Annotated in this window: 23 protein-coding genes; 9 read left to right on the top strand and 14 right to left on the bottom strand. The window is 59.8% G+C overall.

The window, feature by feature from the left end; all coding sequences use genetic code 11:
• Window positions 1-44 precede the first annotated feature (44 nt).
• Together AC0IXS_RS00310 and AC0IXS_RS00305 are read right to left on the bottom strand one after the other, a co-directional pair.
• On the bottom strand, window positions 45-887 hold the full coding sequence (locus tag AC0IXS_RS00310) for an OBAP family protein (protein WP_424481863.1): 843 nt from the start codon (window positions 885-887) through the stop codon (window positions 45-47).
• Window positions 888-926: 39 nt separating this feature from the next.
• Complete coding sequence (locus AC0IXS_RS00305; protein ID WP_137202138.1) at window positions 927-1,151, bottom strand: metallothionein; 225 nt, start codon at window positions 1,149-1,151, stop codon at window positions 927-929.
• A 243-nt stretch (window positions 1,152-1,394) separates the two neighbouring features.
• Between AC0IXS_RS00305 and AC0IXS_RS00300 the strand changes: the two genes are divergently transcribed.
• On the top strand, window positions 1,395-3,545 hold the full coding sequence (locus tag AC0IXS_RS00300) for a TonB-dependent receptor family protein (RefSeq protein ID WP_471823367.1): 2,151 nt from the start codon (window positions 1,395-1,397) through the stop codon (window positions 3,543-3,545).
• A 20-nt stretch (window positions 3,546-3,565) separates the two neighbouring features.
• On the opposite strand, the gene AC0IXS_RS00295 is transcribed toward AC0IXS_RS00300, so the two are convergent.
• Both AC0IXS_RS00295 and AC0IXS_RS00290 read right to left on the bottom strand, forming a co-directional pair.
• On the bottom strand, window positions 3,566-4,114 hold the full coding sequence (locus AC0IXS_RS00295; RefSeq protein ID WP_029242594.1) for a cupin domain-containing protein: 549 nt from the start codon (window positions 4,112-4,114) through the stop codon (window positions 3,566-3,568).
• 103 nt (window positions 4,115-4,217) lie between these two features.
• Window positions 4,218-4,979 (bottom strand): gamma-glutamyl-gamma-aminobutyrate hydrolase family protein, encoded by a 762-nt coding sequence (locus AC0IXS_RS00290; protein WP_449117416.1) that lies wholly within the window; start codon window positions 4,977-4,979, stop codon window positions 4,218-4,220.
• 134 nt (window positions 4,980-5,113) lie between these two features.
• On the opposite strand from AC0IXS_RS00290, the gene AC0IXS_RS00285 reads away from it, so the two are divergent.
• The 3 genes from AC0IXS_RS00285 to AC0IXS_RS00275 all read left to right on the top strand — a co-directional run bounded on the left by AC0IXS_RS00285 (window position 5,114) and on the right by AC0IXS_RS00275 (window position 8,357).
• Window positions 5,114-5,989 carry a LysR family transcriptional regulator gene (locus tag AC0IXS_RS00285; protein WP_122434663.1) on the top strand — a complete coding sequence of 292 codons (876 nt, stop codon included), beginning with the start codon at window positions 5,114-5,116 and terminating at the stop codon, window positions 5,987-5,989.
• A gap of 338 nt (window positions 5,990-6,327) precedes the next feature.
• Window positions 6,328-7,392 (top strand): aromatic ring-hydroxylating dioxygenase subunit alpha, encoded by a 1,065-nt coding sequence (locus AC0IXS_RS00280; protein ID WP_122523154.1) that lies wholly within the window; start codon window positions 6,328-6,330, stop codon window positions 7,390-7,392.
• 14 nt (window positions 7,393-7,406) lie between these two features.
• Entirely contained in the window at window positions 7,407-8,357 is a 951-nt protein-coding gene (locus AC0IXS_RS00275) for a PDR/VanB family oxidoreductase (RefSeq protein WP_025996146.1), read from the top strand.
• Here the strand turns inward: AC0IXS_RS00275 and AC0IXS_RS00270 are convergent, their stop codons facing one another.
• Window positions 8,358-9,068: a GntR family transcriptional regulator gene (locus AC0IXS_RS00270; RefSeq protein ID WP_057408242.1), complete on the bottom strand. Its 711-nt coding sequence runs from the start codon at window positions 9,066-9,068 to the stop codon at window positions 8,358-8,360.
• Between the two features lie 87 nt (window positions 9,069-9,155).
• Window positions 9,156-11,099, bottom strand: coding sequence for a putative bifunctional diguanylate cyclase/phosphodiesterase (locus AC0IXS_RS00265; protein WP_122574503.1), 1,944 nt, complete (start codon window positions 11,097-11,099; stop codon window positions 9,156-9,158).
• Window positions 11,100-11,447: 348 nt separating this feature from the next.
• On the opposite strand from AC0IXS_RS00265, the gene AC0IXS_RS00260 reads away from it, so the two are divergent.
• Window positions 11,448-12,452 carry a nucleoside hydrolase gene (locus AC0IXS_RS00260; RefSeq protein WP_122690235.1) on the top strand — a complete coding sequence of 335 codons (1,005 nt, stop codon included), beginning with the start codon at window positions 11,448-11,450 and terminating at the stop codon, window positions 12,450-12,452.
• A gap of 123 nt (window positions 12,453-12,575) precedes the next feature.
• Window positions 12,576-14,339, top strand: a complete 1,764-nt coding sequence (locus AC0IXS_RS00255; RefSeq protein ID WP_057408239.1) for a S8/S53 family peptidase — start codon at window positions 12,576-12,578, stop codon at window positions 14,337-14,339.
• An 18-nt stretch (window positions 14,340-14,357) separates the two neighbouring features.
• Here AC0IXS_RS00255 and AC0IXS_RS00250 read toward each other — a convergent pair whose 3' ends face one another.
• The gene (locus tag AC0IXS_RS00250; protein ID WP_057408238.1) at window positions 14,358-15,041 is read right to left on the bottom strand and encodes a hypothetical protein; all 684 of its coding nucleotides are present in this window, start codon (window positions 15,039-15,041) and stop codon (window positions 14,358-14,360) included.
• Window positions 15,042-15,191: 150 nt separating this feature from the next.
• Window positions 15,192-16,094, bottom strand: a complete 903-nt coding sequence (locus AC0IXS_RS00245) for a LysR family transcriptional regulator (RefSeq protein WP_122668309.1) — start codon at window positions 16,092-16,094, stop codon at window positions 15,192-15,194.
• 139 nt (window positions 16,095-16,233) lie between these two features.
• Here AC0IXS_RS00245 and AC0IXS_RS00240 point away from each other — a divergent pair, with 139 nt between their 5' ends.
• Both AC0IXS_RS00240 and AC0IXS_RS00235 read left to right on the top strand, forming a co-directional pair.
• Window positions 16,234-17,577 (top strand): MFS transporter, encoded by a 1,344-nt coding sequence (locus AC0IXS_RS00240; protein WP_191954910.1) that lies wholly within the window; start codon window positions 16,234-16,236, stop codon window positions 17,575-17,577.
• Between the two features lie 19 nt (window positions 17,578-17,596).
• The gene (locus AC0IXS_RS00235; RefSeq protein WP_122668308.1) at window positions 17,597-18,871 is read left to right on the top strand and encodes a glucarate dehydratase family protein; all 1,275 of its coding nucleotides are present in this window, start codon (window positions 17,597-17,599) and stop codon (window positions 18,869-18,871) included.
• 40 nt (window positions 18,872-18,911) lie between these two features.
• Here the strand turns inward: AC0IXS_RS00235 and AC0IXS_RS00230 are convergent, their stop codons facing one another.
• The 3 genes from AC0IXS_RS00230 to AC0IXS_RS00220 all read right to left on the bottom strand — a co-directional run bounded on the left by AC0IXS_RS00230 (window position 18,912) and on the right by AC0IXS_RS00220 (window position 21,188).
• Window positions 18,912-19,913, bottom strand: a complete 1,002-nt coding sequence (locus AC0IXS_RS00230) for an NADP-dependent oxidoreductase (RefSeq protein ID WP_471823361.1) — start codon at window positions 19,911-19,913, stop codon at window positions 18,912-18,914.
• Between the two features lie 40 nt (window positions 19,914-19,953).
• Window positions 19,954-20,337, bottom strand: a complete 384-nt coding sequence (locus AC0IXS_RS00225; protein ID WP_122668306.1) for a hypothetical protein — start codon at window positions 20,335-20,337, stop codon at window positions 19,954-19,956.
• 62 nt (window positions 20,338-20,399) lie between these two features.
• Entirely contained in the window at window positions 20,400-21,188 is a 789-nt protein-coding gene (locus AC0IXS_RS00220) for an SDR family NAD(P)-dependent oxidoreductase (RefSeq protein WP_057408233.1), read from the bottom strand.
• A 165-nt stretch (window positions 21,189-21,353) separates the two neighbouring features.
• Between AC0IXS_RS00220 and AC0IXS_RS00215 the strand changes: the two genes are divergently transcribed.
• Window positions 21,354-21,947 (top strand): TetR/AcrR family transcriptional regulator, encoded by a 594-nt coding sequence (locus AC0IXS_RS00215; protein ID WP_057408232.1) that lies wholly within the window; start codon window positions 21,354-21,356, stop codon window positions 21,945-21,947.
• Between the two features lie 45 nt (window positions 21,948-21,992).
• Here AC0IXS_RS00215 and AC0IXS_RS00210 read toward each other — a convergent pair whose 3' ends face one another.
• The 3 genes from AC0IXS_RS00210 to AC0IXS_RS00200 form a co-directional block, all read right to left on the bottom strand.
• Window positions 21,993-22,967 (bottom strand): 5-oxoprolinase subunit C family protein, encoded by a 975-nt coding sequence (locus AC0IXS_RS00210; protein ID WP_057408231.1) that lies wholly within the window; start codon window positions 22,965-22,967, stop codon window positions 21,993-21,995.
• Window positions 22,964-23,836: a 5-oxoprolinase subunit B family protein gene (locus AC0IXS_RS00205; protein WP_471823358.1), complete on the bottom strand. Its 873-nt coding sequence runs from the start codon at window positions 23,834-23,836 to the stop codon at window positions 22,964-22,966. The genes AC0IXS_RS00210 and AC0IXS_RS00205 overlap by 4 nt, the downstream gene beginning before the upstream one ends.
• A 114-nt stretch (window positions 23,837-23,950) precedes the next feature.
• Window positions 23,951-24,709, bottom strand: coding sequence for a 5-oxoprolinase subunit PxpA (locus AC0IXS_RS00200; protein ID WP_029242576.1), 759 nt, complete (start codon window positions 24,707-24,709; stop codon window positions 23,951-23,953).
• Window positions 24,710-24,719 lie beyond the last annotated feature (10 nt).

Genomic DNA, 24,719 nt, shown 5'->3' with positions numbered 1-24,719 from the left:
CAGTCACTCCTTTGTCGAAGCGCACTCACGCGGGCATCCCACACTCAAGGTGCAGGAGACCGGCTGTTCGTGCCTTTATCCTGTGCCCTCGGGGCTGGGTGATGGGACGCCGTACCGCTCGGATCGGGCAACTGGATGACCTTGCCATCCATCCAGGCGTTTGCACCCGGCAACACGGGGTGAGGCTTGATGTCCTTGCGCGCCTCGCGTTCGGCGACGCTGTCCAGCCCCATCCGTTGGTCACGCGCCTTGACCATCTGCGGGTCGGCCTGTCCGTCCCGGGTAAAGCCCATCATCAACTGAGGCACACCCAAGGGCAGTGATTTGTCCTTGTCGGTGTGCCACGTATGCCAGGTCTTGCCGTAGGTATTGACCAGCTTTTCCATAAGCGCGTGTTCGGCAGGTTCTGGAATACCGGGAGCAACCAGCTGACCCGACGTCACTTCATGGGAATGACTGTGCCAATAGGCTTTCTCTTCAGTTGGCAGACCTTCGAACAACCTGGCGCTGATGATGTACTCGACGCCCATCAAGTGCGCGTCCTTGACGTTGCCGTCGTAGATCACGCACTGAATGACCTCTTCGTTGAGAATCGAGCAGTAATGGTGCGCTTCCATCTGCGATTCGATCGTGCCGTTGTAGAAGTGAAAGCCATCCAGATACGTATTCAACGCATCGAGCGGCGGACGTGATTGAAGCATGGCGGCGCCGGTCTCAAGCACCGCAGTCGAGGCCTGCTTGTCAGCCCCCGGAGACGATACCGGCGGACGTGTATCCGTACCGTTGCAGGCCGAGAGCGCTGTCAGCGTCGCCAACAGCGCAATACGTCTGCTCACCTGCGAGTGCTTCAGATGACGCAGGCGGCAGTAGGCAGTTGAGAAAGTCACGATTCTGTCCCTTGAAAATGGTGTTGGCACAAAGCGGTATCAGGGCGAAATCGGGTCACTGGCAGGGAAGGTTTCCTCGATTGCCTCATCCAGTTTGTCTTCCGCCGCCTCTTCGCAATGACAGCCCGGCGACTGGCATTTCTCGTGATTGACGTGGTGGTTCGCGCAGGCCTCGCAGCAAAATTGCTGCCCGTCGCGTTCCGTTGCTGTGTCTGCGTTGATTGCACATTCACATTGCGGACAAGCACAGGTGTTATCAGTCATAAAGCTCTCCTGATTCAAAGAAGCGCCTGATTCAGCGCCTGTCATTTTCGAAACAGGCCAGCCTGGATAGTTGTCGGAATCTGCCCGGACACCGACCAGCGGTGACTGACACCTCTCCAGACGTGACGTGCTGGAGAAATCCGGCATCGAACCCTCTGTCCCCAGAACACGCATGGCCACCGGCTCTGCGATGGCCGTCACCTTCTGTAGTGCGTAACGGCCCCAGCCAAGAGGCCTTTTTACGTGCAACACACTCCCCCCTTCCCGCTTGCTGCCGTGCTGAAACTGCTTGGCGTGACCACAGCACTTGCCTGCGCCACTCAGGTTCGCGCGGAACAGACCGTGAACCTGTCCAGCATCGAAGTGGATGGCAGAGCCGTGCAAAGCCCTGCAGAAACAGCTCGTGATGCCTCGCGCAGCGTGCCTGGCGGCACCAACGTTGTGGACCTGAATCGAGTTGATCAGGGGCGCGTGGCCACCAACGAAGACGTGTTCCGCTATCAGGCAGGTATCTACGCAAAGGCAGCCAACAACGAAGGCGCGAAGATTTCCATCCGTGGTTCCGGGCTGAATCGGGCACCCGGCGCGCACGCCTCGGGGCTGTTTGAAATGCTCGACGGGTTGCCGCTCACCGGCCCCGGCGGCACACCGTATGAGCTCAAGGAGCCTTTGTGGCTGAGCCATGTCGAAGTGCGCCGTGGCGCGAACGGTTTTGAGCTGGGATCGCTGGCGCTCGGCGGCGCAGTCAACTACATCACTCACACCGGCTACGACGCGCCGCGCCTGCAAGTGCGCTATGAAGCCGGCAGCCACGGTTACACCAAACGGCAGGTCAGCTCCGGCGATGTGCTCGGCGATCTGGATTACTACGTCGCCCTGACCAATTCCAACTACCACGGTTTTCAGGATCACAGCGCTGGCGGCAGCAAGGGCATCGCCGCGAACGTCGGCTATCGTTTCAGCCCTGATCTGGAAACCCGCTTCTTCTTTCGTTACCGGGAAACCGACAACGACTCGCCGGGTCGGCTGACACGCGATCAGATTCGTCACGATCCGCGTGCCGCCAACACGCTCAACGCAGCACGTGATTCCAAGCGCCTGCAGCCGGGCAGCACCTGGCTGGGCAACAAGACCACGCTCTACCTGGATGACAGTTCCAGAATCGAAACCGGTCTGGTCTATCACGATTATCCGATGGACCTGCGCGAAGGCACCAACCGCCTGAAGGTCGCCTACACCGACATCAGCGGTACGCTGAATTACATTCGACAGGACACCGTGTTCGGCCGCCAGAGCAACACGACCCTGGGCCTGCGCACCACCAAGGGCTTGCCGAAAAATGGCGCTTCAGAATTCGTGCGCATCCCTGCTGGCAACACTGCGAGCTATACGCCAGGCACCAGAACCCGTGACTACAGCTATCTGGGCTCGGACAGCGTTCTGCAACTGAGCAACGACCTGGAGTTGGTTCCCGACCTGTGGCTGACCACAGGCGTTGCTGCGATTTACACCCGCCGCGAAACCAGTGTCACCTACCCCGCTACCCAGCAAGCGGTCAGCACCCACGACTGGGACTATGCGTCACGTCTCGGCCTGCGTTATGACTTCACACCGCAATTGCAGGTCTACGGCAATCTGAGCCGCTCGGTCGAACCGCCTCATGCGTGGTCGATGATCTGGGGCTCGAACCAGTTCTTTCCCGCTGGAAGCGGCCCGGCGACAGGTCTGCAACGTGTTGGCGTGAAACTTGAAAACCAGACCGCGACTACTCTGGAACTCGGAGGGCGCGGCCGGGCATGGATGGGCGACTGGCAAGCGGGGTGGTATTACTCACAGGTCAGGCACGAGTTATTGAGCGTCGAAACCCAGGCCGCCAGCGCGACCTATTCGCAGGTGATTGCCGAATCCAACGCCAGCCCGACGGTTCACACCGGCGTCGAGCTGAGCCTCGACAGCCCGCTGTGGCAAGGCGGTGCCGCTGGCAAGCTGGATCTGCGTCAGGCGTACACATTCAGCGACTTTCACTATCGGGACGATGACCGGTTTGGCGACAACGCCCTCCCCGGCATTCCACGGCATTATTATCAGGCTGAATTGCGCTACAGCCATCCGACCGGGTTTTACGCAGGATTGAATACGGAGCATGCCTCGAAGATCGCCGTCGATTACGCGAATTCCTTCTACGCCGATCAGTACACCTTGCTGGGCGCGACCTTCGGCTACGCCTCGCCCGAGGATGACTGGCAAACCTGGCTGGACCTGCGCAATCTGACTAACCGACGCTATGCCAACACGGTGACGCCGGGCTACGACGATGGCGGGCGTGACGTGGCGCGCTCGACGCCCGGCGATGGTATGGGCGTCTATGCGGGCGTGTCCTGGAGTCTGCGTTAAGACGCAGTCAGCGGGGATGATCAAAAGTTGGCGGGGGTGTTGGCGCTGATGATTTCGGCCTCATCCTGGCCAATGTTGCGGAAACGATGCGGCAAGGTTGTCGGGAAATAGTAGCCATCGCCGGGACCGAGAATATTGATCTGGCCATTGATGGTCAGCTCGACCGTACCGCGAGTGACCATACCGCACTCCTCGCCTTCGCTGTGCACGATGGGTTCTTCGCCCGAGTCGGCACCCGGCGCGTACTGCTCGCGCAGAAAGCGCATCTGACGGGTGGGCAGCGTCGCGCCTACCAGTAACAGACGCACGCCGTTGCGGCCCAGATCAGGCTGGTCGCCGCCTCGAAACACGTATTGATCCTGCCCCGGCGGCTGGTCGAATGTGAAGAAGTCGGCCAGCGACATCGGAATGCCTTCCAGCAGCTTCTTGAGCGAACTGATGGAGGGGCTCACGCGGTTCTGTTCGATCAGGGAAATCGTGGCATTGGTCACACCACTGCGTCTGGCGAGTTCGCGTTGCGACAGCTTGTAGCTTTCACGCACCAGCTTGAGTCGTGCTCCCGTATCCATAATGGCCTTATGCGAAAAAAATCCGGTGAAGAAACTCGGCTCCAACGCAGCGGTGCGCCTGGAGCCATGAGGCCGGATATTAAATCATGTTTGTCGGCAAGGCTCAGCAGTTGATCGCTGACCGTGCGCGTGCATAAACCTGACATGCATCGCGAAACGCTTCGAACATTTTCAGTGACACCGGATTCTCCATCAGCGCCCATTCGGGATGCCACTGCACGCCCAGCACAAAACCCGGTGCACCAGGCAGCGAAACAGCTTCCACCAGCCCGTCGGGTGCAAGCGCTTCAGCGCGCAAGTCGGACGCAAGGCGATCAATACCCTGACTGTGCAGGCTGTTCACTGCAAAGCCGGGTGCCAGCCCCAGAGACTCGAGGATGCCACCCGGCTGCACCGAGACATCATGTTGCGGCACGTATTGCTCGGCCACCACGTCGCTCTGCGGCTCGCGATGATCCAGATAGCCGGGTAAATCCTGAACCCGCTGGTGCAGGCTGCCGCCCAGCGCTACGTTCAGTTCCTGAAACCCACGGCAGATGCACAGCAACGGAACGCCCTGGGCGATGGCGGCCCTGAGCAGCGGCAGCGTGTTGCGATCACGGAACGCATCATGAGCGGTGCCTTCGATACTTGGCGTGCCGTTGTAATGATGAGGCTCCACATTGGAAGGTGATCCGGTGAACAGCAGGCCGTCCAGGTGCTCGAGTATCTGCGCTGGTTCGGTCGGTACATTCAGGGCTGGCAGGATTACAGGGATGCCTGCAAAACCGGCCGCTTCGACATATTTGTCGCCGGCCGTGTGGGAAGAGTATTTGCCCAGTTGCTGACGGCAGGCGGTGACGCCGATCAAGGGAAGTCGAGACATGATTCAGGTCCTGATTTGAAAGGTTGCGCACTGGGCTTGAGATGAATAAGACGCTATCCAGCGCAATTGAAACAAGTCTAGGATATTCAGCTACGCAATCGACATGGGCACTCAGGCAAGGAAACTGTGCAGCGATGCAATATGAAGTCAGCCATTCGGATCTTTCTCTGGTGCTCGCACTGGTCAGAGGCCGCACCCTCGCCCGTGCTGCAGAGCTGCTGAACGTCGATATTTCCACGGCATTCCGTTCAATCAAACGCCTTGAGGCTGCGCTGGGCATCGCCCTGTTCGAAAAGAACCGACGAGGCTACATCCCCACCGATACCGCCAGTGCCATGGCTGAACAGGCAGAACGCGCGGAGCTTGCGTTGAACGCAGCGCGTATCGCCTTGCAGCAAGGCGAGAACGTGGTGAGCGGGACCGTGCGCCTGACCTGCACCGACGCTGTGCTGCACAACCTGCTGCTGCCCGCCCTCGCCCGCTTCATGCCCAACTACCCGGCGCTCACACTGGAGCTGGCAACCTCCAATTCCTTCGCCAACCTCAGCCGTCGGGACGCTGATATCGCGTTGCGCCTGACCAACACGCCACCGGAACACTTGGTGGGTCGACGCATCGGTACGGCCGAATACGTGATCTGCGGGGTGCCCGGCTTTCGTGATGCACTGGAAACAGCGCCCTCGTCTGTGCCATGGATAAGCCCTGACGACTCGATGCCGGACCACACTTCTGTGATCTGGCGCAACCAGGCATTTCCGGACGTCGTGCCACGTTATCGCTGCAGCAGCATGTCCGCCGTGTCGCAACTGGTCGCGGCCGGACTCGGCGTCGCGGCCCTGACAGACTTCACCGCTCGCGGACTTTCAGGCGTCGAGAAACTGAGCGCGCCACTGGAAGGCTGCAGCACCGACCTCTGGCTCCTGACCCGCCCCGACTGCCGCGCCTTGCGTTCCGTCCAGACCCTGCTGGACGAACTCGCGCCCCTGCTGCGCGATGCCTTGCAGCCCTGATTCAGATCCACTGATCTTATCCACGCTCTGCGTCGCATTCGAGAGCGGACGCGGAGCGTCCTGAGAGGCGTTACCACGCTGGAGCGTGGGAACGATCAGGGATCTCAAGCGCACTGATCAGACCCAATCACACAACTTTTATGCCCGGGCCAGATCACATAGCCCTCTGGAAGGGCTCTTTTCCATGTCATTCGCAAACCCTAATGGATCCACTAAATAATAGTTAACCAATTTAATCATTTTATTTTCCCTCTCCTTGTGGCATTAATAGCTCAAGCCACATTTCTGGCTGAACCTGATGGATCCATAACAACAAAACCGAACCGTGGAGAACCCTCATGCATCCGAAAAATACGTGGTACGTGGCCTGTGCAGCGGATGAAGTCACAGACAAGCCGCTCGGCAGGCAAATCTGCAATGAGAAGATGGTGTTCTACCGCGATCAGGATCAGCAGATCGTGGCCCTCGAGGACTTCTGCCCGCATCGCGGCGCTCCGCTCTCCCTGGGTTTTGTCGAGAACGGGCAACTGGTATGCGGTTACCATGGTCTGGTGATGGGTGGCGATGGCCAGACGGTCGCCATGCCCGGTCAGCGTGTCAGGGGCTTTCCCTGCAACAAGACCTTTGCCGCCGTCGAGCGTTACGGATTCATCTGGGTCTGGCCGGGTGAACGGGACAAGGCCGATGCCGCCCTGATTCCTCATCTGGAGTGGGCTGTGAGTGATCAATGGGCGTATGGCGGAGGGCTGTTTCACATTCAGTGCGATTACCGCCTGATGATCGACAACCTGATGGACCTCACCCACGAAACCTACGTCCATGCCTCCAGCATCGGCCAGAAGGAAATCGACGAGGCGCCGCCGGTGACCACCGTCGAAGGCGAAGAAGTGGTCACTGCCCGGCACATGGAAAACATCATGCCGCCGCCGTTCTGGCAGATGGCGCTGCGTGGCAACAACCTGGCCGACGACGTGCCGGTGGACCGCTGGCAGATATGCCGTTTCACACCGCCCAGCCACGTTCATATTGAAGTGGGAGTCGCTCACGCCGGAAAAGGCGGCTACAACGCCCCTCGCGAATTCAAGGCGTCAAGCATCGTCGTCGACTTCATCACCCCGGAAACCGACACGTCCATCTGGTACTTCTGGGGCATGGCGCGCAACTTCAATCCGCAGGACGAAGCCCTGACGGCAAGCATTCGCGAAGGCCAGGGCAAGATCTTCACCGAGGACCTGGAAATGCTCGAGCGCCAGCAGCAGAACCTGCTCCAGCATCCGCACCGCAAGCTGCTCAAACTCAACATCGACGCGGGTGGCGTGCAGTCCCGCAAGATTATCGAGCGACTGATCGCCAGCGAACAGGCCGCCAGCGGCGACCAGATTGCCGTGGCCAACCTGAATTGAACCCGAGGTGCGACATGATCGACGTGACTGTGTTATCGCGCACGGACGAAGCGCTGGACATCTGCAGCTATGAACTGGTGCGAACCGACGGCGGACTGCTGCCGCCCTTCACTGCCGGTTCGCACATCGACGTGCACCTGCCGGACGGCCTGATTCGCCAGTACTCTTTATGCAACCCGCCCACAGAACGCCATCGCTACCTGATCGGCGTGCTCAACGATCCGGCTTCACGGGGCGGCTCTCGCGCCCTGCACCAACAGATTCATCCGGGCACTCACCTGAGCATCAGCGAACCGCGAAACCTGTTTCCGCTCGCCGAGCGAGCAAGCCGTACCCTGCTGTTCGGGGGTGGTATTGGGATCACGCCGATCCTGTGCATGGCCGAGCATCTGGCGCAAAACGACCAGCCCTTTGAATTGCACTACTGCGCCCGCTCGGTAGACCGCGCAGCATTCGTGGAGCGCCTGAAACAGTCCGCATTCGCCGATCAGGTCAGCCTGCATTTCGATGATCGACCGGAAACGCGACTCGACACGCTGACAGTGCTGGCCGATCCCGATGCCGATGCGCAGGTGTACGTCTGCGGCCCCAGCGGATTCATGCAGCATATTCTCGACACAGCTCACGCCCAGGGCTGGCCGGAGCATCAGCTGCATCGCGAATACTTCAGCGCAGCGCCCGTGGACACCAGCAACGACGGCAGCTTCTCGGTGGAAATCGTCAGCACCGGCCAAGTGCTCAGCGTGCCGGCCAACAAGACCGTCGCTCAGGTGCTGGAAAGCAATGGCATCGACATCCCACTGTCCTGCGAACAGGGTGTGTGCGGCACCTGTCTGACTCGAGTGCTCAAAGGCATTCCCGATCATCGGGACCTGTTTCTGACCGAGGCCGAACAGGCGCTCAACGACCAGTTCACCCCGTGCTGCTCTCGCTCGAAAACACCCTTGCTGGTACTCGACATCTGACTATTCGGAGCGCTGGATAACCTTCATGCGCTCATGAACGCCAGCGCCGAATATCTCGGCATAACGCAGCGTGGCGTTGGCGTGCTCGCGCATGATCGATTCGGCACGCGCGCTCTGGCCATTGATCAACGCATCCACCACAGCGTGGTGCTGCATGTGCGCGAAGTTGAAGCGCCGGAACTCACGCACCAGATCATTGCGATCCACGGCAAGCGCGGTGACCGAGGCGAACGGCAAATGATCATTACGCGCCAGCGCATCGGCAATCGCCGGGTTGCCACTGCCTTCGACGATCACCCGGTGCAGACGCATGTTCAGGTCGTGATAGACCTCAAGGTCATCCTCGGTCACAAAGCCCTTGGCGAACAGCGCATCGCCTTGCACCAGGCAGGTTTCCAGTTCATCCCGGGCCTGCTGACTGACCCCGATTTCCGCCATCTGCCGCGCTGCCAGACCTTCAAGCACGCCACGAACTTCAACCGCTCCGGCGATTTCATGCGGGCTGATCGAACGCACCTGAAAACCGCGACCGCCGAAAGGCACCAGCAGCCCTTCCTGCTCCAGCGTGCGAAAGGCCATGCGCACCGGCATGCGCGACACGCCGAATCGCTCGGCGGTGGGCACTTCCATCAAGCGTTCTCCAGCTGCCAGCTCGCCTGATGCGATCATCTTGCGCAGTGATACAAGAACGGTCTGGCCGGGTTTGCTCATGGAGGGGGTTCCGGGGAATGATGGCGTGCATCATAACAGGCCCCACGCTGAGCGCTCACCAGGCTCCTTGCGCTGCGTAAGACACAGTCACCCGAAGCCGCGTTCATCACCGGGTGTGTCGAGCCATTTCAGTGTGTCTTCAAAGCTGATCGGCGGGCTGTAGAAATAGCCTTGAACCAGCGTGCAGCCCAGAGTTTCCAGAGCACTGAGCTCTTCCTGCGTCTCCACGCCCTCGATCACGCAACCGAGCGACATGTCCAGGCTCAAGGCAACCAGCGATTTGACGATCTTGTAGCTGGCCGGGTTGTCGTGAACGCCGGTCACGAAGCTACGATCGATCTTGAGCTTGGTCAGCGCCAGTGCGTGCAACTGGCTCAGGCTCGAATACCCCGTACCGAAGTCATCCAGCGAAATCCCGCATCCCAGTTGCCGGAACTGGTTGACCGCCTGCTGCACTTGAGCGATGTCTTTCATCACGGCCGTCTCGGTGATTTCAAGATCCAGTCGCGATGGGTCAAAACCGCTGTTTTCGATGATCTCCACGATCAGATTGACGCTCTCGCACGTGGCAAAATCATGCGCCGACAGGTTGAACGACAATCTGATGGGCGCAGGCCATGACAGCGCCTTCTGCAGGGCATGTGTCAGCAATGGCGCAGTCAGTTTGTTGATCATGCCGATGCGCTCGGCGATGGGAATGAAGCGCGCAGGCGACACCGCGCCCAGTTCTGGACTGTTCCAGCGGGCAAGCGCTTCGAACGCGACTGTTTCCCGGCTCCGGCTGTTCATGATGGGCTGGAACAGCACGTAGAACTCGGTCTCCAGGCTGGCCCGGCGCAGCGCCTGCTCAGTGACACCATCGGCGTGCAGCTGTTGACGATGACTGGCAGAAAACAGGCAGGTCGAACCGGGATTGTGATGCTTTCCCTGATAGAGCGCGTAGTCCGCGTATTCGAACAACTGGGTGGCGTTGTCGGCTGTCGCAGGATAGGTCGCAATGCCAAACGTGGCGCCGATCTGGATCGGCATTTCCAACAGTTCGAACTGCTCATGCATCTGATCGCACAGGCGTTTGCCCAAGGCCAGCAAAGCTTCTCGGCTGATGTCGCCTTTGATGACCAGGGCGAATTCATCGCCACCCAGCCGCGATACGTGCACCGTATCGCTCGCCACCTGCTTCAGGCGATCGGCGACCATGACCAGCAATTGGTCGCCCGTACGATGACCGTAAAGATCATTGACCGGTTTGAATCCATCCAGATCCAGTATGCCGACCGCAAGCCCCGCGCCCTTCTCCAGCGCCTCCGTCATTGCCAGATCCAGGGTCTGGAAAAACTGACGCCGGTTGGGCAGTCCGGTCAGGCTGTCCTGATTGGCCAGCAGCAGGTTTTCATTACTCAGTCGCTCGGTCTGCACCTGTACCGTTACCAGGCGAGTGAAGTCGCGGTATTGATAACGAAGAATGATCAGCATGCCGATCGACACCAGCACGATGTTCACTGCCGTGGCGATGAAGATCGTGTTATGGGTCGAGGCGAAGAACACCACGAAGGCCGCGTTCACAATCACCGCCGTCGTCAGTGCGGCAGGCTGCAGGTGCATCATGCAGAAGATGCACACAATCACTGTGATGCCCATGAAAAAGGCCACATGGGCCTGTGCATAGGCGCCGCCGTATGGATAAAGCGCCAGTGACCAGCCTGCAAACGCAGCGGCAATGATTCCCGCCAGGCCATTGGTGCTGCGCAAGGTGGCGAGGATCATCGCTTCGGACGGCAGTCGATTGACCGTGCGCAACCACATACGGGCGCGAATGCCGCACACCAGTGTCAGCAATCCCGGTACCAGCAGGGTCAGCCACATCGGCGCGGAACGATGCGTGAACGCGAGCGCCCAGGTGTTGACCAGCAACACGAAGTACATCAACGGCAGTTGACGGGACAAGGCTATGTATTGGGCCTGAAGCAGCCGGGGTTGATCGGTGGGCACTGATATCAGGGTACGCAGCGTACCCAACAGGTTTTTCAGCATCGCAAGGCTTCTCTGTTACCACAGTCAAAGCGCACGTGGCTTGCTGTATTTCATGCGGGCCGGGCAACGTGCGGCTCGCTTGTCATGCTCTCGGCCAGGTCCACTCTTTCTTTAACACAAAATACGACTTTCAAGCGGATTTCCAGTTGAATAGTTTCCAACTTTACCGGTCTGCGCCGACTCGACGCAGACCGGTAGCTGTTGTATATATCAGGGCGATTTAAAATCCCCGCGAATTGAACCAAAACGCAGAAAAGAACTCACCACACACGCTTTTTAGCGAGCGCGCTTGTTTTCAGTCACTGAGTGCCACGCCCGGCCCTTTTTAGGAATACACGGAGAAGTAAGATGAACAGGAAAGTTATTATCGACACGGATATGGGCTGGGACGATGTGCTGTCCATTGCGTATCTGATGAAACGCCCGGATATCGACATCGTCGGCATCACGGTCACCGGCTGTGGCGAAACTGATCTGGGCTGGGGTGTGATCATCGCCCGCCATTTGCTGGGGATCGGCAACCGGCTTGATACCGTCGTTGCCCGTGGCACGAACACACCACTGGAGCATGACTACCGCTTTCCCCAGGACTTCAAGAACGATATGAACGATGTCATGGGGCTTTTGGGGACATTGAACCCTGCACAACTTCCTGCGCTCTCGGATACGCCCGCCTGGACGTTTCTGTTTGAAACAATCAAGAACAGCAGTGCCCCCATCACGATTCTTTCGCTGGGTGGCTTTACCAACATTGCAAAGATGTTGTCTTTGAGCACAACTCCGAGCGACTTTGCCAATCTCGACAGCATTTATGCAATGGCGGGTGCCGTTTATGTCGACGGTAACGTAGCCGGTTTGAACAACGCACAGCCTGCCTGGGATCAGGGGCCTGCTTATAGCAGCAACTATTATGCAGAGTGGAATGTGTTTGTGGATGCCGTGGCGGCCGACAGCGTATTCGGTTCGACGCTGCCCCTGACGCTGGTGCCGCTGGACGCGTGCAATCAGGTGATACTCGACCCGACCTACTCGACGCGGATCACCGCGACCGATCCTGTGGCGACCCTGGTGCGCAAGGTGCTTGAAGTCAAGTCCGGCACACACGCCGAAGGCAACCTGCCAGTGCCTATTTTCGACCCGTTGGCGACGCTACTGATGGCGGGTGGTATTAGCGCCACCAAAACCAATGCCGAGTACCTGGCGGTGAACACCATCAGTTCCGAACACGACAACCACTGCGGACAGGTTGTCGTCAAGAAAGACGGCTCAAGGCCCGTCTCGTTCGTGACTGGCGTGTCACAAACCGCTTTCGCCAACAATTTTGCGCAAGTGATCAACTGCCCGCTGAACTGACAGCGTTGCCGTGCCCAGGCATTTCGCGCGGGCACGGCAACACAGATGGATCCTGGCAGTCCTGAACCATGTACGACGCCCGGCAGTCAGAACGCTACTTCACGCCCTGTCCAGGACATCCGCATGTTCAGCCGTACCCTGCTTGTCGCTGCCACCCTGACCTGTTCATCGCTCGCACTTGCCGACGACACGCTGCGCATCGAGCGCCTGCAACGCTGTGACGACCTGCTCGACCGCCAACAGCAGACGTTTTGCCTCAGCGCAGAAGGCATGGGCAAGGGCCCGGTTGAAATCAGACTCGCCGGCAAGACACTGCCCGAGAGCGCCATCCAGCGTGACGGCGATCGCCTGCGGGTGCAGTTGAAATACGCCGACTGGCAAAGCGGCCCGCTGTGGCTGCGACAGGACGGCAACAGCAGCAATGCGGTCTGGCTGAGCATGGCAGGCAGTCACGTCCTGGCCGCTACGCCGGATGAAGTCGCGAAAAACATGGATGGGCTGACCACCTATGTAAACCTGATCAGCCTGATCATCGAAGAACGGTTCGACGGCCACGAAGAAGCGCAGAGAATTGCGCAGAAATTCGGCGCAACTGTCGTCGGCTCGATTGCACCGCTCAACACCTGGCAACTGCGCCTGCCGACAAAAAATCTGGTGGAGCGCGACGCCATGGTGCTGCGCATGGGCAGCGAGGTCAGTGTCGACGCCGTCGTCATCGAAGAGTCCCAGGCCGAGGCCGCAGAAGGTGAAGCACCGCCTTCGGACGGCAAGCAGGAAAAACCGACGCGCGAACAATGGACCGCCAACCGCTTCATGGACGCCGTGAATTACTACCAGCGCCGTATTCCGGGCAAGGTGTCGCCCATCAAGCCTGTGCCGATTCGCGTCGGCATCATCGAGCGCAACGTGGATTTCGACACGCCGGACTTTGCCGATTACCGAGGCGACTGCCACAGCGGCGCACCACGCACTTGCGTGTTTGCCCGTGACGCCCGCAAGCCTGACGGGCATGGGACTACGGTGACCGGCATTCTGGCGGCCAATACCGCCGAGGGTGGCAACACCGGCTTTCTCAAATCGCTGGACGGCGCGAGTCAGGGCTTCGACGTGATCGTGGAGCGCAACTCCGACGCAGGCATCACCGCCAACGTGGCGGCCTCGGTCAATCTGGTCGAAGACGGCGTCAGGGTGTTGAACTGGAGCTGGGGTATTCACCGGATCGGAGCGAAGAATATCCAGGGGGATGATGTCGATTCGCTGATCCGCTCAGGACTCGCCATGTCCGGCTATGAAGAACTGCTGGAGGAGTTCTTTCTCTGGCTGCGCGAGAAACACCCGGATGTGCTGGTGGTGAACTCGGCAGGCAACGGCTCTTCGTTCTCGAGCACCGACGAATACCGCCTGCCCTCCTCCTTTATCACTGATCAGTTGCTGGTGGTCGGCGGCCATCAGCGCACCGAGCGCGATGACGTGGCCGTGGATGATCCGGCCTATGTCGAGAAGCGCGAATCCTCCAATGTCGATATGCGCGTCGACATCATGGCGTCCGCCTGCACCCGCGCGTCAACGGCCAAGGCTGGCGAACAGGGTGCGGTGCACTGCGGCACGTCCTACGCCACGCCCATGGTCACGGGCATGGTGGCTGCCATGCTGTCGATCAACCCCAGACTCACGCCTGAGCAAATCCGCATGTTGCTGCGTCGCAGTGCCATGACCATCGGCAGCAATTATGACTTCGAACCGGTGGGCGCGGACGACCTGACTGCCCCCATCCTGCCGTCCGAGCGGGAATTCAAGCTGCACGACAAGGACGTGGGCCGTTCGGCGCGCCTGGACATGCAAAAGGCTCTGGACCTTACGGTACAGAGCCTTGATCGCGTGAGATGAATTATTCGGCGGGGGGGATCAGTTTGCAGCCACTTGATCCCGCTCAGCCTGCAGGACCAGCGCCTTGAGCGAGGCATCGAACTGCTTCAGGGCGGTGACCTGCAGTTCGCGCTGCAGGTCGATCTGCGCAGCGATTTCAGGAGCGGCCTTGCCCTTGACCCAGACTGAAGGCATTGCCTGCCCGGTTGCGCCCTCTGCCTTGCCGATGTACTGCAGGTTGGCGTCGTAGAAACGCGCCAGATAACGGGCTTCGACCTGATTGTTGCGCTTGCTCACCAGTTGGTTGTAAGTGTCGAGCATCACCACCACGTCAGGGCGCGCCTGCATCACTGCGTCGAGATTGTCGTAGACGGTCACCGAGGCGAACTCTTTCTTCAGCGAGCCGGTGAGCCAGTCGATGGCCAACTTCGGGTCGGAGCTGTTGATGAAAGCGTCACGAATGCGTGAATCCAGCGCATTGTTACGAGCGCTGCGCTGGGCAACGGCATGATAGTTAGTCAGGTATTCAAGGTTACTGACCGTGTTCTCGCTGTACAGCACGCCGACCGACTGCGAATGCTGAAGGCTGGCAGGGCTGTCCGTTACCGGCTGGAAGTGGCAGGCCTGGGCGTTGTCGAGGGTGGTGGCAGCGGAAACGGACGACGTGGCCAGAGGCGCACTGATCAAGACAGCGACAAACGTCAGCAGGTTGAAAATGTTCATCGTTCGTTTCCTTCTTTACGGAGCAAGTGGCTATGACGCCATCCTCCTCCTTTGCCGAAAAAACAGAACTTGCCTTTCTTGATGGTGACTATCGATTGAACGAATGATAGTAGACGGCCATGAACTACAAGCGTCTTCGGCACAAATACTTCAAATATTCATATCGACTTTCACCGCAGCCCGGATCGCTTCGAGCAGCATCATGCACGCCGGGTTGTCGTTGTCGGTCCGCCAGACCAGATGCAGCTCACTCTGCACACCCTCGCCCAGATCGATCTCGCGAAACACCACGTCCTTGAACACCACATTGGTCGCGCAGCGCGGCACCAGCGCCAGGCCCATTCCGGCGTTCACCAGCGCCAGAATCGTCAGCGACGAGCCGAGCCACTGCACATAATCCGGAGCAACACGGGCCGAACGGAACATGCCGGTCAGCAGCTCGTTGAAGGGCGGATAGGCCGAGTGTGAGTACATGAGGAATGGGGCACCGTCGAGATCTTCAACTGCGACCGACGAAGCCTCGGCCAGCGGGTGGTTGCCCGGCACTGCCAGCACGAACGGTTCACGCACCAGACACTCGGTCTCGTAGCCCGGCTGAAACAACGGAGCCCGCACAATTCCCAGGTCGATACGCCGCGCCCTGAGCGCTTCGTGCTGCTGGTAGGTATTCATCTCGGTGAGGGATATCTTGACCTGAGGCTGGTTGAGCCGCGCCTCGGCGATCACCTTGGGCAGGAACTCGTACACCGCGCTGCCAACGAAGCTGATCGTCACCGAGCCGATATCGCCTTCGGCAAAGCGCCGGGCCGAAATGGCCGCTTGCTGGGCGCGCTCCAGCAGTGTCTGCGCCTCAATGAAAAATGCACGCCCTGCGGCGGTTAACGCCACGCTACGGGTGCTGCGCGTGAACAACTCCACGCCCAGATTGTGCTCAAGCAACTGGATCTGTCGGCTCAGCGGCGGCTGGGTCATGTTCAGACGTTCGGCCGCTCTGCGGAAATTCAATTCCGTGGCAACGGTGGTGAAACAGCGCAGTTGGGCCAGCTCGAACATTGATTCATTCCAGGTATCAATCAAATCAATATCTAGATTAGACGGGAATAATCACAGCGTCCATGATCGGCTTATCCCCAAAAAAACAATGAATGGGAGTTGCCTCTTGAATACCGTCCCTCATGCTTCGGACCCCACGGTGCTTGCCCGTGCGGCCAGCAAGGTGAAGCGCCACGTGCTGCCGCTGTTCGTGGTGATGTTCATCGTCAATTACATCGACCGCGTCAACATCGGCTTTGTGCGCAGCCACCTGGAAACCGATCTGGGCATCGGCGCAGCGGCCTACGGGCTGGGCGCCGGTCTGTTCTTTGTCGGCTATGCGCTGTTTGAAGTGCCTTCCAACATGCTGCTGCAGCGCTACGGCGCTCGCGCCTGGCTGACCCGCATCATGTTCACCTGGGGTGCGGCCGCCATGGCCATGGCCTTCGTTCAGGGCGAAACCAGCTTCTACGTGTTGCGTTTCGTGCTTGGTGCCGCCGAGGCGGGTTTCTTTCCCGGGATCATCTATTACTTCACCCAATGGCTGCCTGCCAGTGACCGTGGCAAGGCCATGGCGTTGTTTCTGAGCGGTTCGGCCATCGCCTCGGTGATTTCCGGGCCGCTGTCCGGAGCGTTGCTGGGCATCAGCGGCCTGAGCCTGCACGGCTGGCAATGGATGTTTCTGATCGAAGGTTTCGCCTCGATTGTGCTGTGCGGGTTCGTCTGGTTCTGGCTGCAGTCGCACCCTCATGAAGCCAAATGGCTGACTGAGGAAGAAAAGACCACGCTGGTCAACGCCATCGCCGAGGAGCAGCGCGCTCGGGAAGCCACGCAAACCATCCGCCCTTCAGTGTTCAAGCTGCTGGCGGATCGGCAGATCATGCTGTTCTGCTTCATCTACTTCTCTGTGGCCCTGACCATCTACGGCGCCACGTTCTGGCTGCCGAGCATGATTCGCAAGATGGGCAGCCTGAGCGACTTCGAAGTCGGGCTGTTCAACTCGGTGCCGTGGCTCATCTCGATTGTCGCCATGTACGGTTTCGCTGCTCTGGCTGCGCGCTTCAAGCATCAGCAGGCGTGGGTCGCCGTGACGCTGGTGATCGCTGCATTCGGCATGTTTATGTCCACAACTGGCGGGCCGGTCTTTGCCTTCGTCGCCATCTGCTTTGCCGCGATCGGCTTCAAGGCAGCGTCGGCGCTGTTCTGGCCGATTCCACAGGGTTATCTGGATGCCCGTATCGCCGCTGCAGTCATTGCATTGATCAACTCCATCGGCAACCTGGGCGGCTTCGTTGCACCCACTGCGTTCGGCTTTCTGGAGCAGACCACCGGTTCCATTCAAGGCGGTCTGTACGGGCTCGCGGCCACTTCGCTGCTGGCGGCCATCGTGATCTTCTTTGCCCGCACCACCCCGCGAGGTGATGCGCGCCGCCCGTCCAGGGCTGAGCCGGCGACCTCGCAGGCGACCGCCCCGCTCGGCCCCCAGACAAGCCTCAAACCCTGATCAACCGGGAGACAGTCCTTTGAAAATCATTCGTGTCACCGTCACTCCCATCGCCTTTCGCGATCCGCCCCTGCTCAACGCCAGCGGTATACATGAACCCTTCGCGCTACGCTCAATCATCGAAATCGAGAGCGACAACGGTTACATCGGCCTGGGCGAAAGTTATGGCGATGCCCCGGCCTTGGCGATTCAGCAACAGGTACAGAATCAGTTGATCGGCCTCGACCCGTTCAATCTCAGCCAGTTGCGCAGCATCGTTCAGGCCACTGTGGCGGCCCACAAACCGACCAGTCTGGCGGGTGCTGAACTGGCGCCCGGCTCTCACGCCAGCAAAGCCGTGAGCAACGCTTACTCGGCGTTCGAAGTCGCGTTTCTTGACCTGCAGGCGCGTTCGATCAACGTACCGCTGGTGGATCTGCTCGGTGGCGCGGTTCGCGATCAAGTGCCGTTCAGTGCGTACCTGTTCTTCAAGTATGCGCAGCACGCCGATTCACCTTACGCACCGGACAATTGGGGCGAAGCACTGAGCGAGGAACAGATCGTCGCTCAGGCGCGGCGCATGATTGAGGCTTACGGTTTCAAGAGCATCAAGCTCAAGGCGGGCGCGCTGGACCCGGAGCACGAAGTGTCCTGCATCAAGGCCCTGAAGAAAGCCTTCCCCGGCTATCCGTTGCGCATCGACCCCAACGGCAACTGGTCGCTGGAGACCTCGATCCGCATGGCCGAACTGCTGGGCGACGATCTGCAGTACTACGAAGACCCGACCCCGGGTCTGGATGGCATGTCCGAATTGCACAAACGCACCGGCCTGCCGTTGGCGACCAACATGGTGGTCACCGACTTCGACGAATTCCGCCGCAGCGTTGCGTTGAACAGCGTGCAGATCGTGCTGGCCGACCATCACTACTGGGGCGGACTGCGCGACACACAGGCACTGGCGAAAATGTGCGACACGTTCGGGCTGGGCGTATCGATGCACTCCAACTCGCACCTGGGCATCAGCCTCATGGCCATGACCCATGTCGCTGCGTCCGTGCCTAACCTCGACTACGCCTGCGACACGCATTACCCATGGCAGGAGCCGGACGAGGAAGTCATCAAGGGCGGTAAGCTGCCCATCGTCGACGGTTGCGTAAAACTCACTCGCGAACCGGGTCTGGGGCTGGAACTGGATTATGACCAGCTCGGCAAGCTCAACGATCAGTACCTGAGTTGCGGAATCCGCCAGCGCGACGACGTGAAGCAGATGCAGAAATACAAACCGGAATGGAAGGCTGTGAAGCCGCGCTATTGAGAGACCGGCAAGTCTGAAGGCCCCGTCCTCCGGGGCCTGATCACCTTAGCTGCACCACGACCTTGCCTTTGGCCCTTCCCTGCTCGACATACGCCAGCGCCTCGGCGGTCTGCTGGAACGCAAACGTGCGGTCCAGAATCGGCTTGATGATTCCTGCTTCGATCAATCGGGTGATTTCCTTGAGTTGGGCGCCGTGGGCGCGCATGAACACGAAACTGTAGGCAACACCGTGTTTGCGGGCCTTTCTGCGAATGCCATAACTCAACAGGCGCATCACCTGCTTCAACACCCCGTTCAGTTTCTGTTTTTCAGCAAATTGCGGTGTGGGCGGACCGGAAATGGAGATCAGATGACCGCCCGGTTTGAGCACCTTAAGCGATTTTTCCAGCTCGTCGGCGCCCAGGCTGTTCAGCACCACGTCATAGCCCTGCAGCAGGCTTTCGAAGTTCTGAGTCTTGTAGTCGATCACCACGTCGGCGCCCAGAGCCTTGACCCACTCGACATTGGCAGTGCTGGTCGTGGTCGCAACGAAGGCGCCCAAGTGTTTCGCGAGTTGGATGGCAATGGTGCCGACGCCGCCGGAACCCGCGTGTATCAGTACCCGCTGGCCTGGCTGCACCCTTGCGGTTTTCACCAGCACTTGCCAGGCGGTCAGCGCCACCAACGGAACGGATGCCGCCTGCACCGTGGTGAGGTGCGCAGGTTTGAGCGCGATGGAATCTTCGCGCAGGCAGGTCAACTCCGCAAAGCTGCCCATGCGTTCCTCCTCGGGCCGCGCATAGACTTCATCACCAGGCTTGAAGTCTTTGACGTCCGGCCCGACCGCCACCACTACGCCCGCCACATCGTTACCCAGCACCAGTGGCAGCTTGTAAGGCAGGATCGGTTTGAATTCGCCGTTGCGGATCTTGACGTCCAGCATGTTCACGCCGGCCGCATGAACCTGGATCAATACGTCTTTTGGTCCGATGCCAGGATCGGGCCTCTCGCCAATCCGACCGACTTCCTTCTTTCCATACCGGTCGATGATGAATGCTTTCATGGGTGTTCAATTCTCTTTGAATACAAAATGGCTCGGCTGCTTATTGCGCGAGGTGTCTTTCACGGCGCTGGACGAACAGGAAGGCCATCGAAAACAGCACTTCGATCGCCACCGCCGCCAGAATTCCCGGATTCGCACGCCCCGATAGCAGTTCGAATACGCCCAGTGCGGCGAGAGTCAGGCAGGCCGTTACAAAGCCTGCGACCAACGCCGAACGTGCCACCGAAGGCGCAGCGTTTCTGGCCAGAAAGAGCATCACGCCCAGGCCCAGGTACAAAGCGGCTGCACGACGGCTCACCAGCCCGGCCTCGCTGGAAAAACCGACTCCCCAATTCGCCAGCATCTGCGCAGGCATCAACATCCACGCAACGGCAAGCGCCCAGAACACAATGGCGCTCATGGCCGCGAGATGACGAAACTTCATGGCTGTTTACTCATGTATTGATGGCTGGCAAATGGAATGCGCGGTCTTCCCGGCGCAAGGCATCAGGAAGCGGTCTGATAACGCTGCGCGACCTCGGCCTGACGGATTTCGCCGAGCAGACCCTGACGCGCTGCCTGCAGTGCATCCCAGCGGGCATCGTCACGCAGCGGCGGGATAGTGATCGGTTCACGGCGGTCAAAACCGACCAGCGCCGCATCCACCAGGTCGTGCACTTCCATGATGTCCGGCAGGGTATTGATGTCGATACCGGCGCGCTCCCAGATCTCGGTCCGGGTGGCAGCCGGCAGCACGGCCTGCACGTAGACACCCTTGTCCGCCAGTTCCAGGCTCATGCCCTGGGACAGGAACACAACGAACGCCTTGGTCGCGCCATAGATCGACATGCCGAACTCCGGCGCAAGGCCGACCACTGAGGCGATGTTGACGATGGCGCCCTCACCCGCCTGCACCAGCCGTGGCGCAATGGCGTTGGCCAGCCGGGTCAGTGCCGTGATGTTGAGGGTGACCAGTTGATCGATGCTGGCGGACGTCTGATCCAGAAAACCACCGCTTTGGGCAACACCGGCGTTATTGATGAGCACGCCGATGCGGGCGTCATCGCGCAGACGTGTTTCGACGGCGGCCACGTCATCGTTGCGGGTCAGGTCAGCCTGCAACACATCGACGGCGACGCCGTGCTCTTCACGCAGACGGGCCGCGAGAATGTCCATGCGCGCCTTGTCACGGGCGACCAGCACCAGATCGTGACCGCGGCCTGCGAAACGATCGGCGTACACAGCGCCGATGCCGGTGGATGCGCCAGTGATGAGAACAGAAGGAAGTGCGGTCATGGGAGTGCTCTCTTGCAGAAAGAATCATTGAGGTGCCCAAGCGATGGTCGCCTGGACTTGCCACAATGATGATGATCAGCATCTTATTCGTCAACAACTTTAATGATGGTTAACATCAATGCTATAGTGCGTGCATATTGGATCGCATACACATAGAGGCATCTCATGAGAGTCACCAAAGCGCAGGCGCAAGCGAACCGCGCGCACATTGTCGAAACGGCATCGGTGCAGTTTCGCGAGCACGGGTATGACGGAGTGGGAGTGGCAGACCTGATGGCTGCTGCAGGCTTCACCCATGGCGGGTTCTACAAGCACTTCGGGTCAAAGTCCGACCTGATGGCTGAAGCGGCTGCCTGCAGCATGTCGAAAATCGTGGAACAGTCGGCGGGCGTCAACCCTGCCCACTTCATTGAGTATTACCTGAGCCGGGAACACCGCGACGACGTTGCGACCGGCTGCACCATGGCTGCTCTTGGCGGCGACGCATCGCGCCAGTCCGACGACGTCAAAAACGCCTTCGCCAACGGCATCGAACAGTTGCTGAAAAACATGGCGTCTGATTCATCGACTCAGGAAGCGGATCCCAAGGCGTCACGCGCAGCGCTGCTGGACATGGTGGCCCATGCGGTGGGCGCGGTCATGTTGTCACGCGCCGTGCCGAACGATTCGAAACTGGCAGACGAAATACTCGAAGCCTGCCGGGCAACGATGCTCGTCCAGGCTGAAAAATTGTCTGAAGGGGTTTCCTCCGTCAGCTAGGGCAAAACCGGCTGTTTCAGCCGGCTGCCCGTTACGTCTGGCACGTCAGGATGCAAATAACCGGCTCAGGCACGCCAGCTTCTTTTTGTATGACTTGCGAGCCAGCAAGGCGTCTTCGAGAGTGACGGCAACGAAACGCGCCTTCTGATTGGGCTGCATCTGCCCGATCAGGTCCAGGTCGGCGCTGATCACCGTGCCGATCATTGCGTAGCCGCCGCCGGACACCGCGTCGCGATGCAGCACGATGGGTTCCAGCCCGGCCGGCACCTGAATCGAACCGATCGGATAACAACTGTCGACAATGTTGGAGGGATCGGAACCAGCGCCAAACGGTTGCTCGCGTGGCTGGAAGGTCAGCGCCTTGCCGCCTTTGAAGCGATAGCCGATGCGGTCTGCCTCGGAACCCACCGTCCAGGATTCGGAAAAAAAGCTGGTCGCCGCGTATTCCGTCAGGCGCTCGTAGTACAGCCCCGGCACCACGCGCAGATACACTTCACCGCCCAGCGACTGACGCAAGGCCATCGGCAGACTGGCTCCCGCCCGGCCTTTGCCACTGGGTACGCCGATTGCCAACTGATCGTCAGCAGCCAGACGTCGCCCTTCAAAACCGCCCAGCGCGCCCAAGGTGTAGGTCGAACGGCTGCCCAGCACCACCGGCACATCGATACCGCCTGCCACCGCCACATAAGCGCGAGCGCCGTCCTTGGGAAAGTCGAAGCGCAGTACTTGCCCCGCTTTCACTGCGAATGCCGTGTCATGGTGCATATCGACCCCATCCAGACGTGGCGTCATGTGCGCGCCGCACACCGCGACCAATGCGTCGGTTTGAAACTCCAGTTCGGGCCCGACGAGCGTGCATTCCAGCCCCGCAGCGCCCGGCGGATTGCCGACCAATTGGTTGGCAGCGCTGAGCGCATATTGATCCAGTGCGCCGGAAGGCGGAATGCCCAGGTGGTAATACCCTTCGCGGCCCAGATCCTGAACTGAAGTCGCCAATCCCGGTTTAAGTACCTTGATCATGCCAGCACCTCCTGCAGCGAAGCCGGATAACCGGCCGGGTCGGCGAGAAAGTTATCGAGAGAGAACTCGACCGGACGGATGCGCAGATCGAATCGACCTGCGTCCACTTCGGCAACAGCAAGGTCGTAAGCCTCACGATCGATGGGCTTGAACTGAACGATATCGCCGGGTCTGAAAAACACCATGTGCTCTTTCAGATACGCCAATTGTTGCTGCGGGTCGTAGATCGGGGCTGGCGTGACGCCGAACATCTGGTAGCCGCCTGCGCCGCGCACCGAGTAGATACAGCCAAAACATCCGCCATGACCGAGGGTCAGTTTCGGCGTGTCGGTGCGCGGACGCAGGTATTTGGGAACCTGCAACTGACGCTCGCGCTCGACCATCTGAAACATGAACGGCAGCCCGGCCACGAAGCCCACCATCGACACGAACCACGGCGCGCCGCTGTGAGCCGCAATGAAGGCGTCGACATCGGCCAGATTGTTAATCCGCGCGGCATACTCCAGGTCCGTGCCGCTCGGGTCCTGATGTCGGTCGCGAAAGCGCATCAGGGTCTCGTGGGTCCAGGGATCGTTATAAAGCACCGGAATCTCGATGATGCGGGTCTGCAGCGTGCGCTCTGCGACCGCACCTGCCTCTGCGGTTCTGACGGCATCGAGCAACGCGTGGGGCGCAATCCGGTCCGGATCGAAACGGATCTGGAACGAAGCATTGGCCAGACACACGTCCAGCACGCCGTCCAGTTTCAGGCGTTCCACAGCGCGGGTCACTGCCATGCCCTTGAAGAAGGCTTCCAGCGACATGCTTTCGCTGACCTCGGCAAACAGGTGTTCGTCGGCACCGAAACTGTAGCGAATCGGATCGTTCATGCCCGCCCTCCGCTGAATTGATAGTCGGCCATGTCTGTTCCTCTTGGATGGGTTGGAGAACGGCAGGCAAACGGTAACGGGACCCGGCATCTGTGTGCCGGTCTCCTTGCAGGGTCAACGGGGCGCTTTCACCAGAATACCGGCATTGTCCAGCGCCCTGCGTGTGGCTTCGGCCAGATCCAGCGCACCTGGCGTGTCGCTGTGCAGGCAGATGGAGTCGAACTCGATGGCCAGATCCTCTTCCTCGACGGTCTGCACCACGCCTTCCTGACAGGCACGCAGCACCCGCGCCGCTACTTTTGCCGGATCGTAAGCCTGCACGTTTCGGGTGAAGACAATCGAGCCGCTGAGATCGTAAGCGCGGTCGGCGTAGAACTCACGGATGACCGGCTGCCCCAGTTCCTGCGCGACTCTGCAGATGACCGAGCCTGGCATGCAGTAAAGCAACAACGCAGGCTCTACGCGCTGCAGGTTTTCGACCAGCAAACGGGCTGCTTCCTCGTCACGGGCCAGGTGCATGTAAAGCGCACCGTGGGGTTTGAAATGTTGCAGCGTTACGCCCTGGGCGCGAGCGATCTCTCTCAAGGCACCCAATTGGTAGAGCATGTCGTCCACCAGTTCCTGCGCCGGAGCCTGAATATGACGACGACCGAACCCGACCAGGTCGTGAAACCCCGGATGCGCCCCGACGGCAACTCCAAGGCGCCTGGCCTGCTCGACCGTACGACGCATGGTGCCGGGGTCGCCCGCATGAAAGCCAGTGGCTACATTGGCTGAACTGATGAATTTCATGAGTTCGGTGTCCACGCCATCACCGATGGTCCAGGCACCGAAGCTCTCACCCATGTCCGAATTGAAATCGACTGTCCGCATGTCGCACCCT

The organism is Pseudomonas sp. AC016 (genome assembly GCF_979253365.1).
The sequence above is the reverse complement of the archived record's forward strand: the minus strand, read 5'-3'. Positions and strand labels throughout refer to the sequence as shown.

Bases quoted from the DNA above. Each gene is read 5' to 3' on its own strand.
- AC0IXS_RS00250 (WP_057408238.1), bottom strand. From the start codon at position 15,041: ATGAACATTTTCAACCTGCTGACGTTTGTCGCTGTCTTGATCAGTGCG.
- AC0IXS_RS00245 (WP_122668309.1), bottom strand. From the start codon at position 16,094: ATGTTCGAGCTGGCCCAACTGCGCTGTTTCACCACCGTTGCCACGGAA.
- AC0IXS_RS00265 (WP_122574503.1), bottom strand. From the start codon at position 11,099: ATGCTGAAAAACCTGTTGGGTACGCTGCGTACCCTGATATCAGTGCCC.
- AC0IXS_RS00210 (WP_057408231.1), bottom strand. From the start codon at position 22,967: ATGATCAAGGTACTTAAACCGGGATTGGCGACTTCAGTTCAGGATCTG.
- AC0IXS_RS00270 (WP_057408242.1), bottom strand. From the start codon at position 9,068: ATGAGCAAACCCGGCCAGACCGTTCTTGTATCACTGCGCAAGATGATC.
- AC0IXS_RS00255 (WP_057408239.1), top strand. From the start codon at position 12,576: ATGTTCAGCCGTACCCTGCTTGTCGCTGCCACCCTGACCTGTTCATCG.
- AC0IXS_RS00280 (WP_122523154.1), top strand. From the start codon at position 6,328: ATGCATCCGAAAAATACGTGGTACGTGGCCTGTGCAGCGGATGAAGTC.
- AC0IXS_RS00305 (WP_137202138.1), bottom strand. From the start codon at position 1,151: ATGACTGATAACACCTGTGCTTGTCCGCAATGTGAATGTGCAATCAAC.
- AC0IXS_RS00205 (WP_471823358.1), bottom strand. From the start codon at position 23,836: ATGAACGATCCGATTCGCTACAGTTTCGGTGCCGACGAACACCTGTTT.
- AC0IXS_RS00230 (WP_471823361.1), bottom strand. From the start codon at position 19,913: ATGAAAGCATTCATCATCGACCGGTATGGAAAGAAGGAAGTCGGTCGG.
- AC0IXS_RS00225 (WP_122668306.1), bottom strand. From the start codon at position 20,337: ATGAAGTTTCGTCATCTCGCGGCCATGAGCGCCATTGTGTTCTGGGCG.
- AC0IXS_RS00290 (WP_449117416.1), bottom strand. From the start codon at position 4,979: ATGTCTCGACTTCCCTTGATCGGCGTCACCGCCTGCCGTCAGCAACTG.
- AC0IXS_RS00285 (WP_122434663.1), top strand. From the start codon at position 5,114: ATGCAATATGAAGTCAGCCATTCGGATCTTTCTCTGGTGCTCGCACTG.
- AC0IXS_RS00275 (WP_025996146.1), top strand. From the start codon at position 7,407: ATGATCGACGTGACTGTGTTATCGCGCACGGACGAAGCGCTGGACATC.
- AC0IXS_RS00220 (WP_057408233.1), bottom strand. From the start codon at position 21,188: ATGACCGCACTTCCTTCTGTTCTCATCACTGGCGCATCCACCGGCATC.
- AC0IXS_RS00260 (WP_122690235.1), top strand. From the start codon at position 11,448: ATGAACAGGAAAGTTATTATCGACACGGATATGGGCTGGGACGATGTG.
- AC0IXS_RS00295 (WP_029242594.1), bottom strand. From the start codon at position 4,114: ATGGATACGGGAGCACGACTCAAGCTGGTGCGTGAAAGCTACAAGCTG.
- AC0IXS_RS00215 (WP_057408232.1), top strand. From the start codon at position 21,354: ATGAGAGTCACCAAAGCGCAGGCGCAAGCGAACCGCGCGCACATTGTC.
- AC0IXS_RS00200 (WP_029242576.1), bottom strand. From the start codon at position 24,709: ATGCGGACAGTCGATTTCAATTCGGACATGGGTGAGAGCTTCGGTGCC.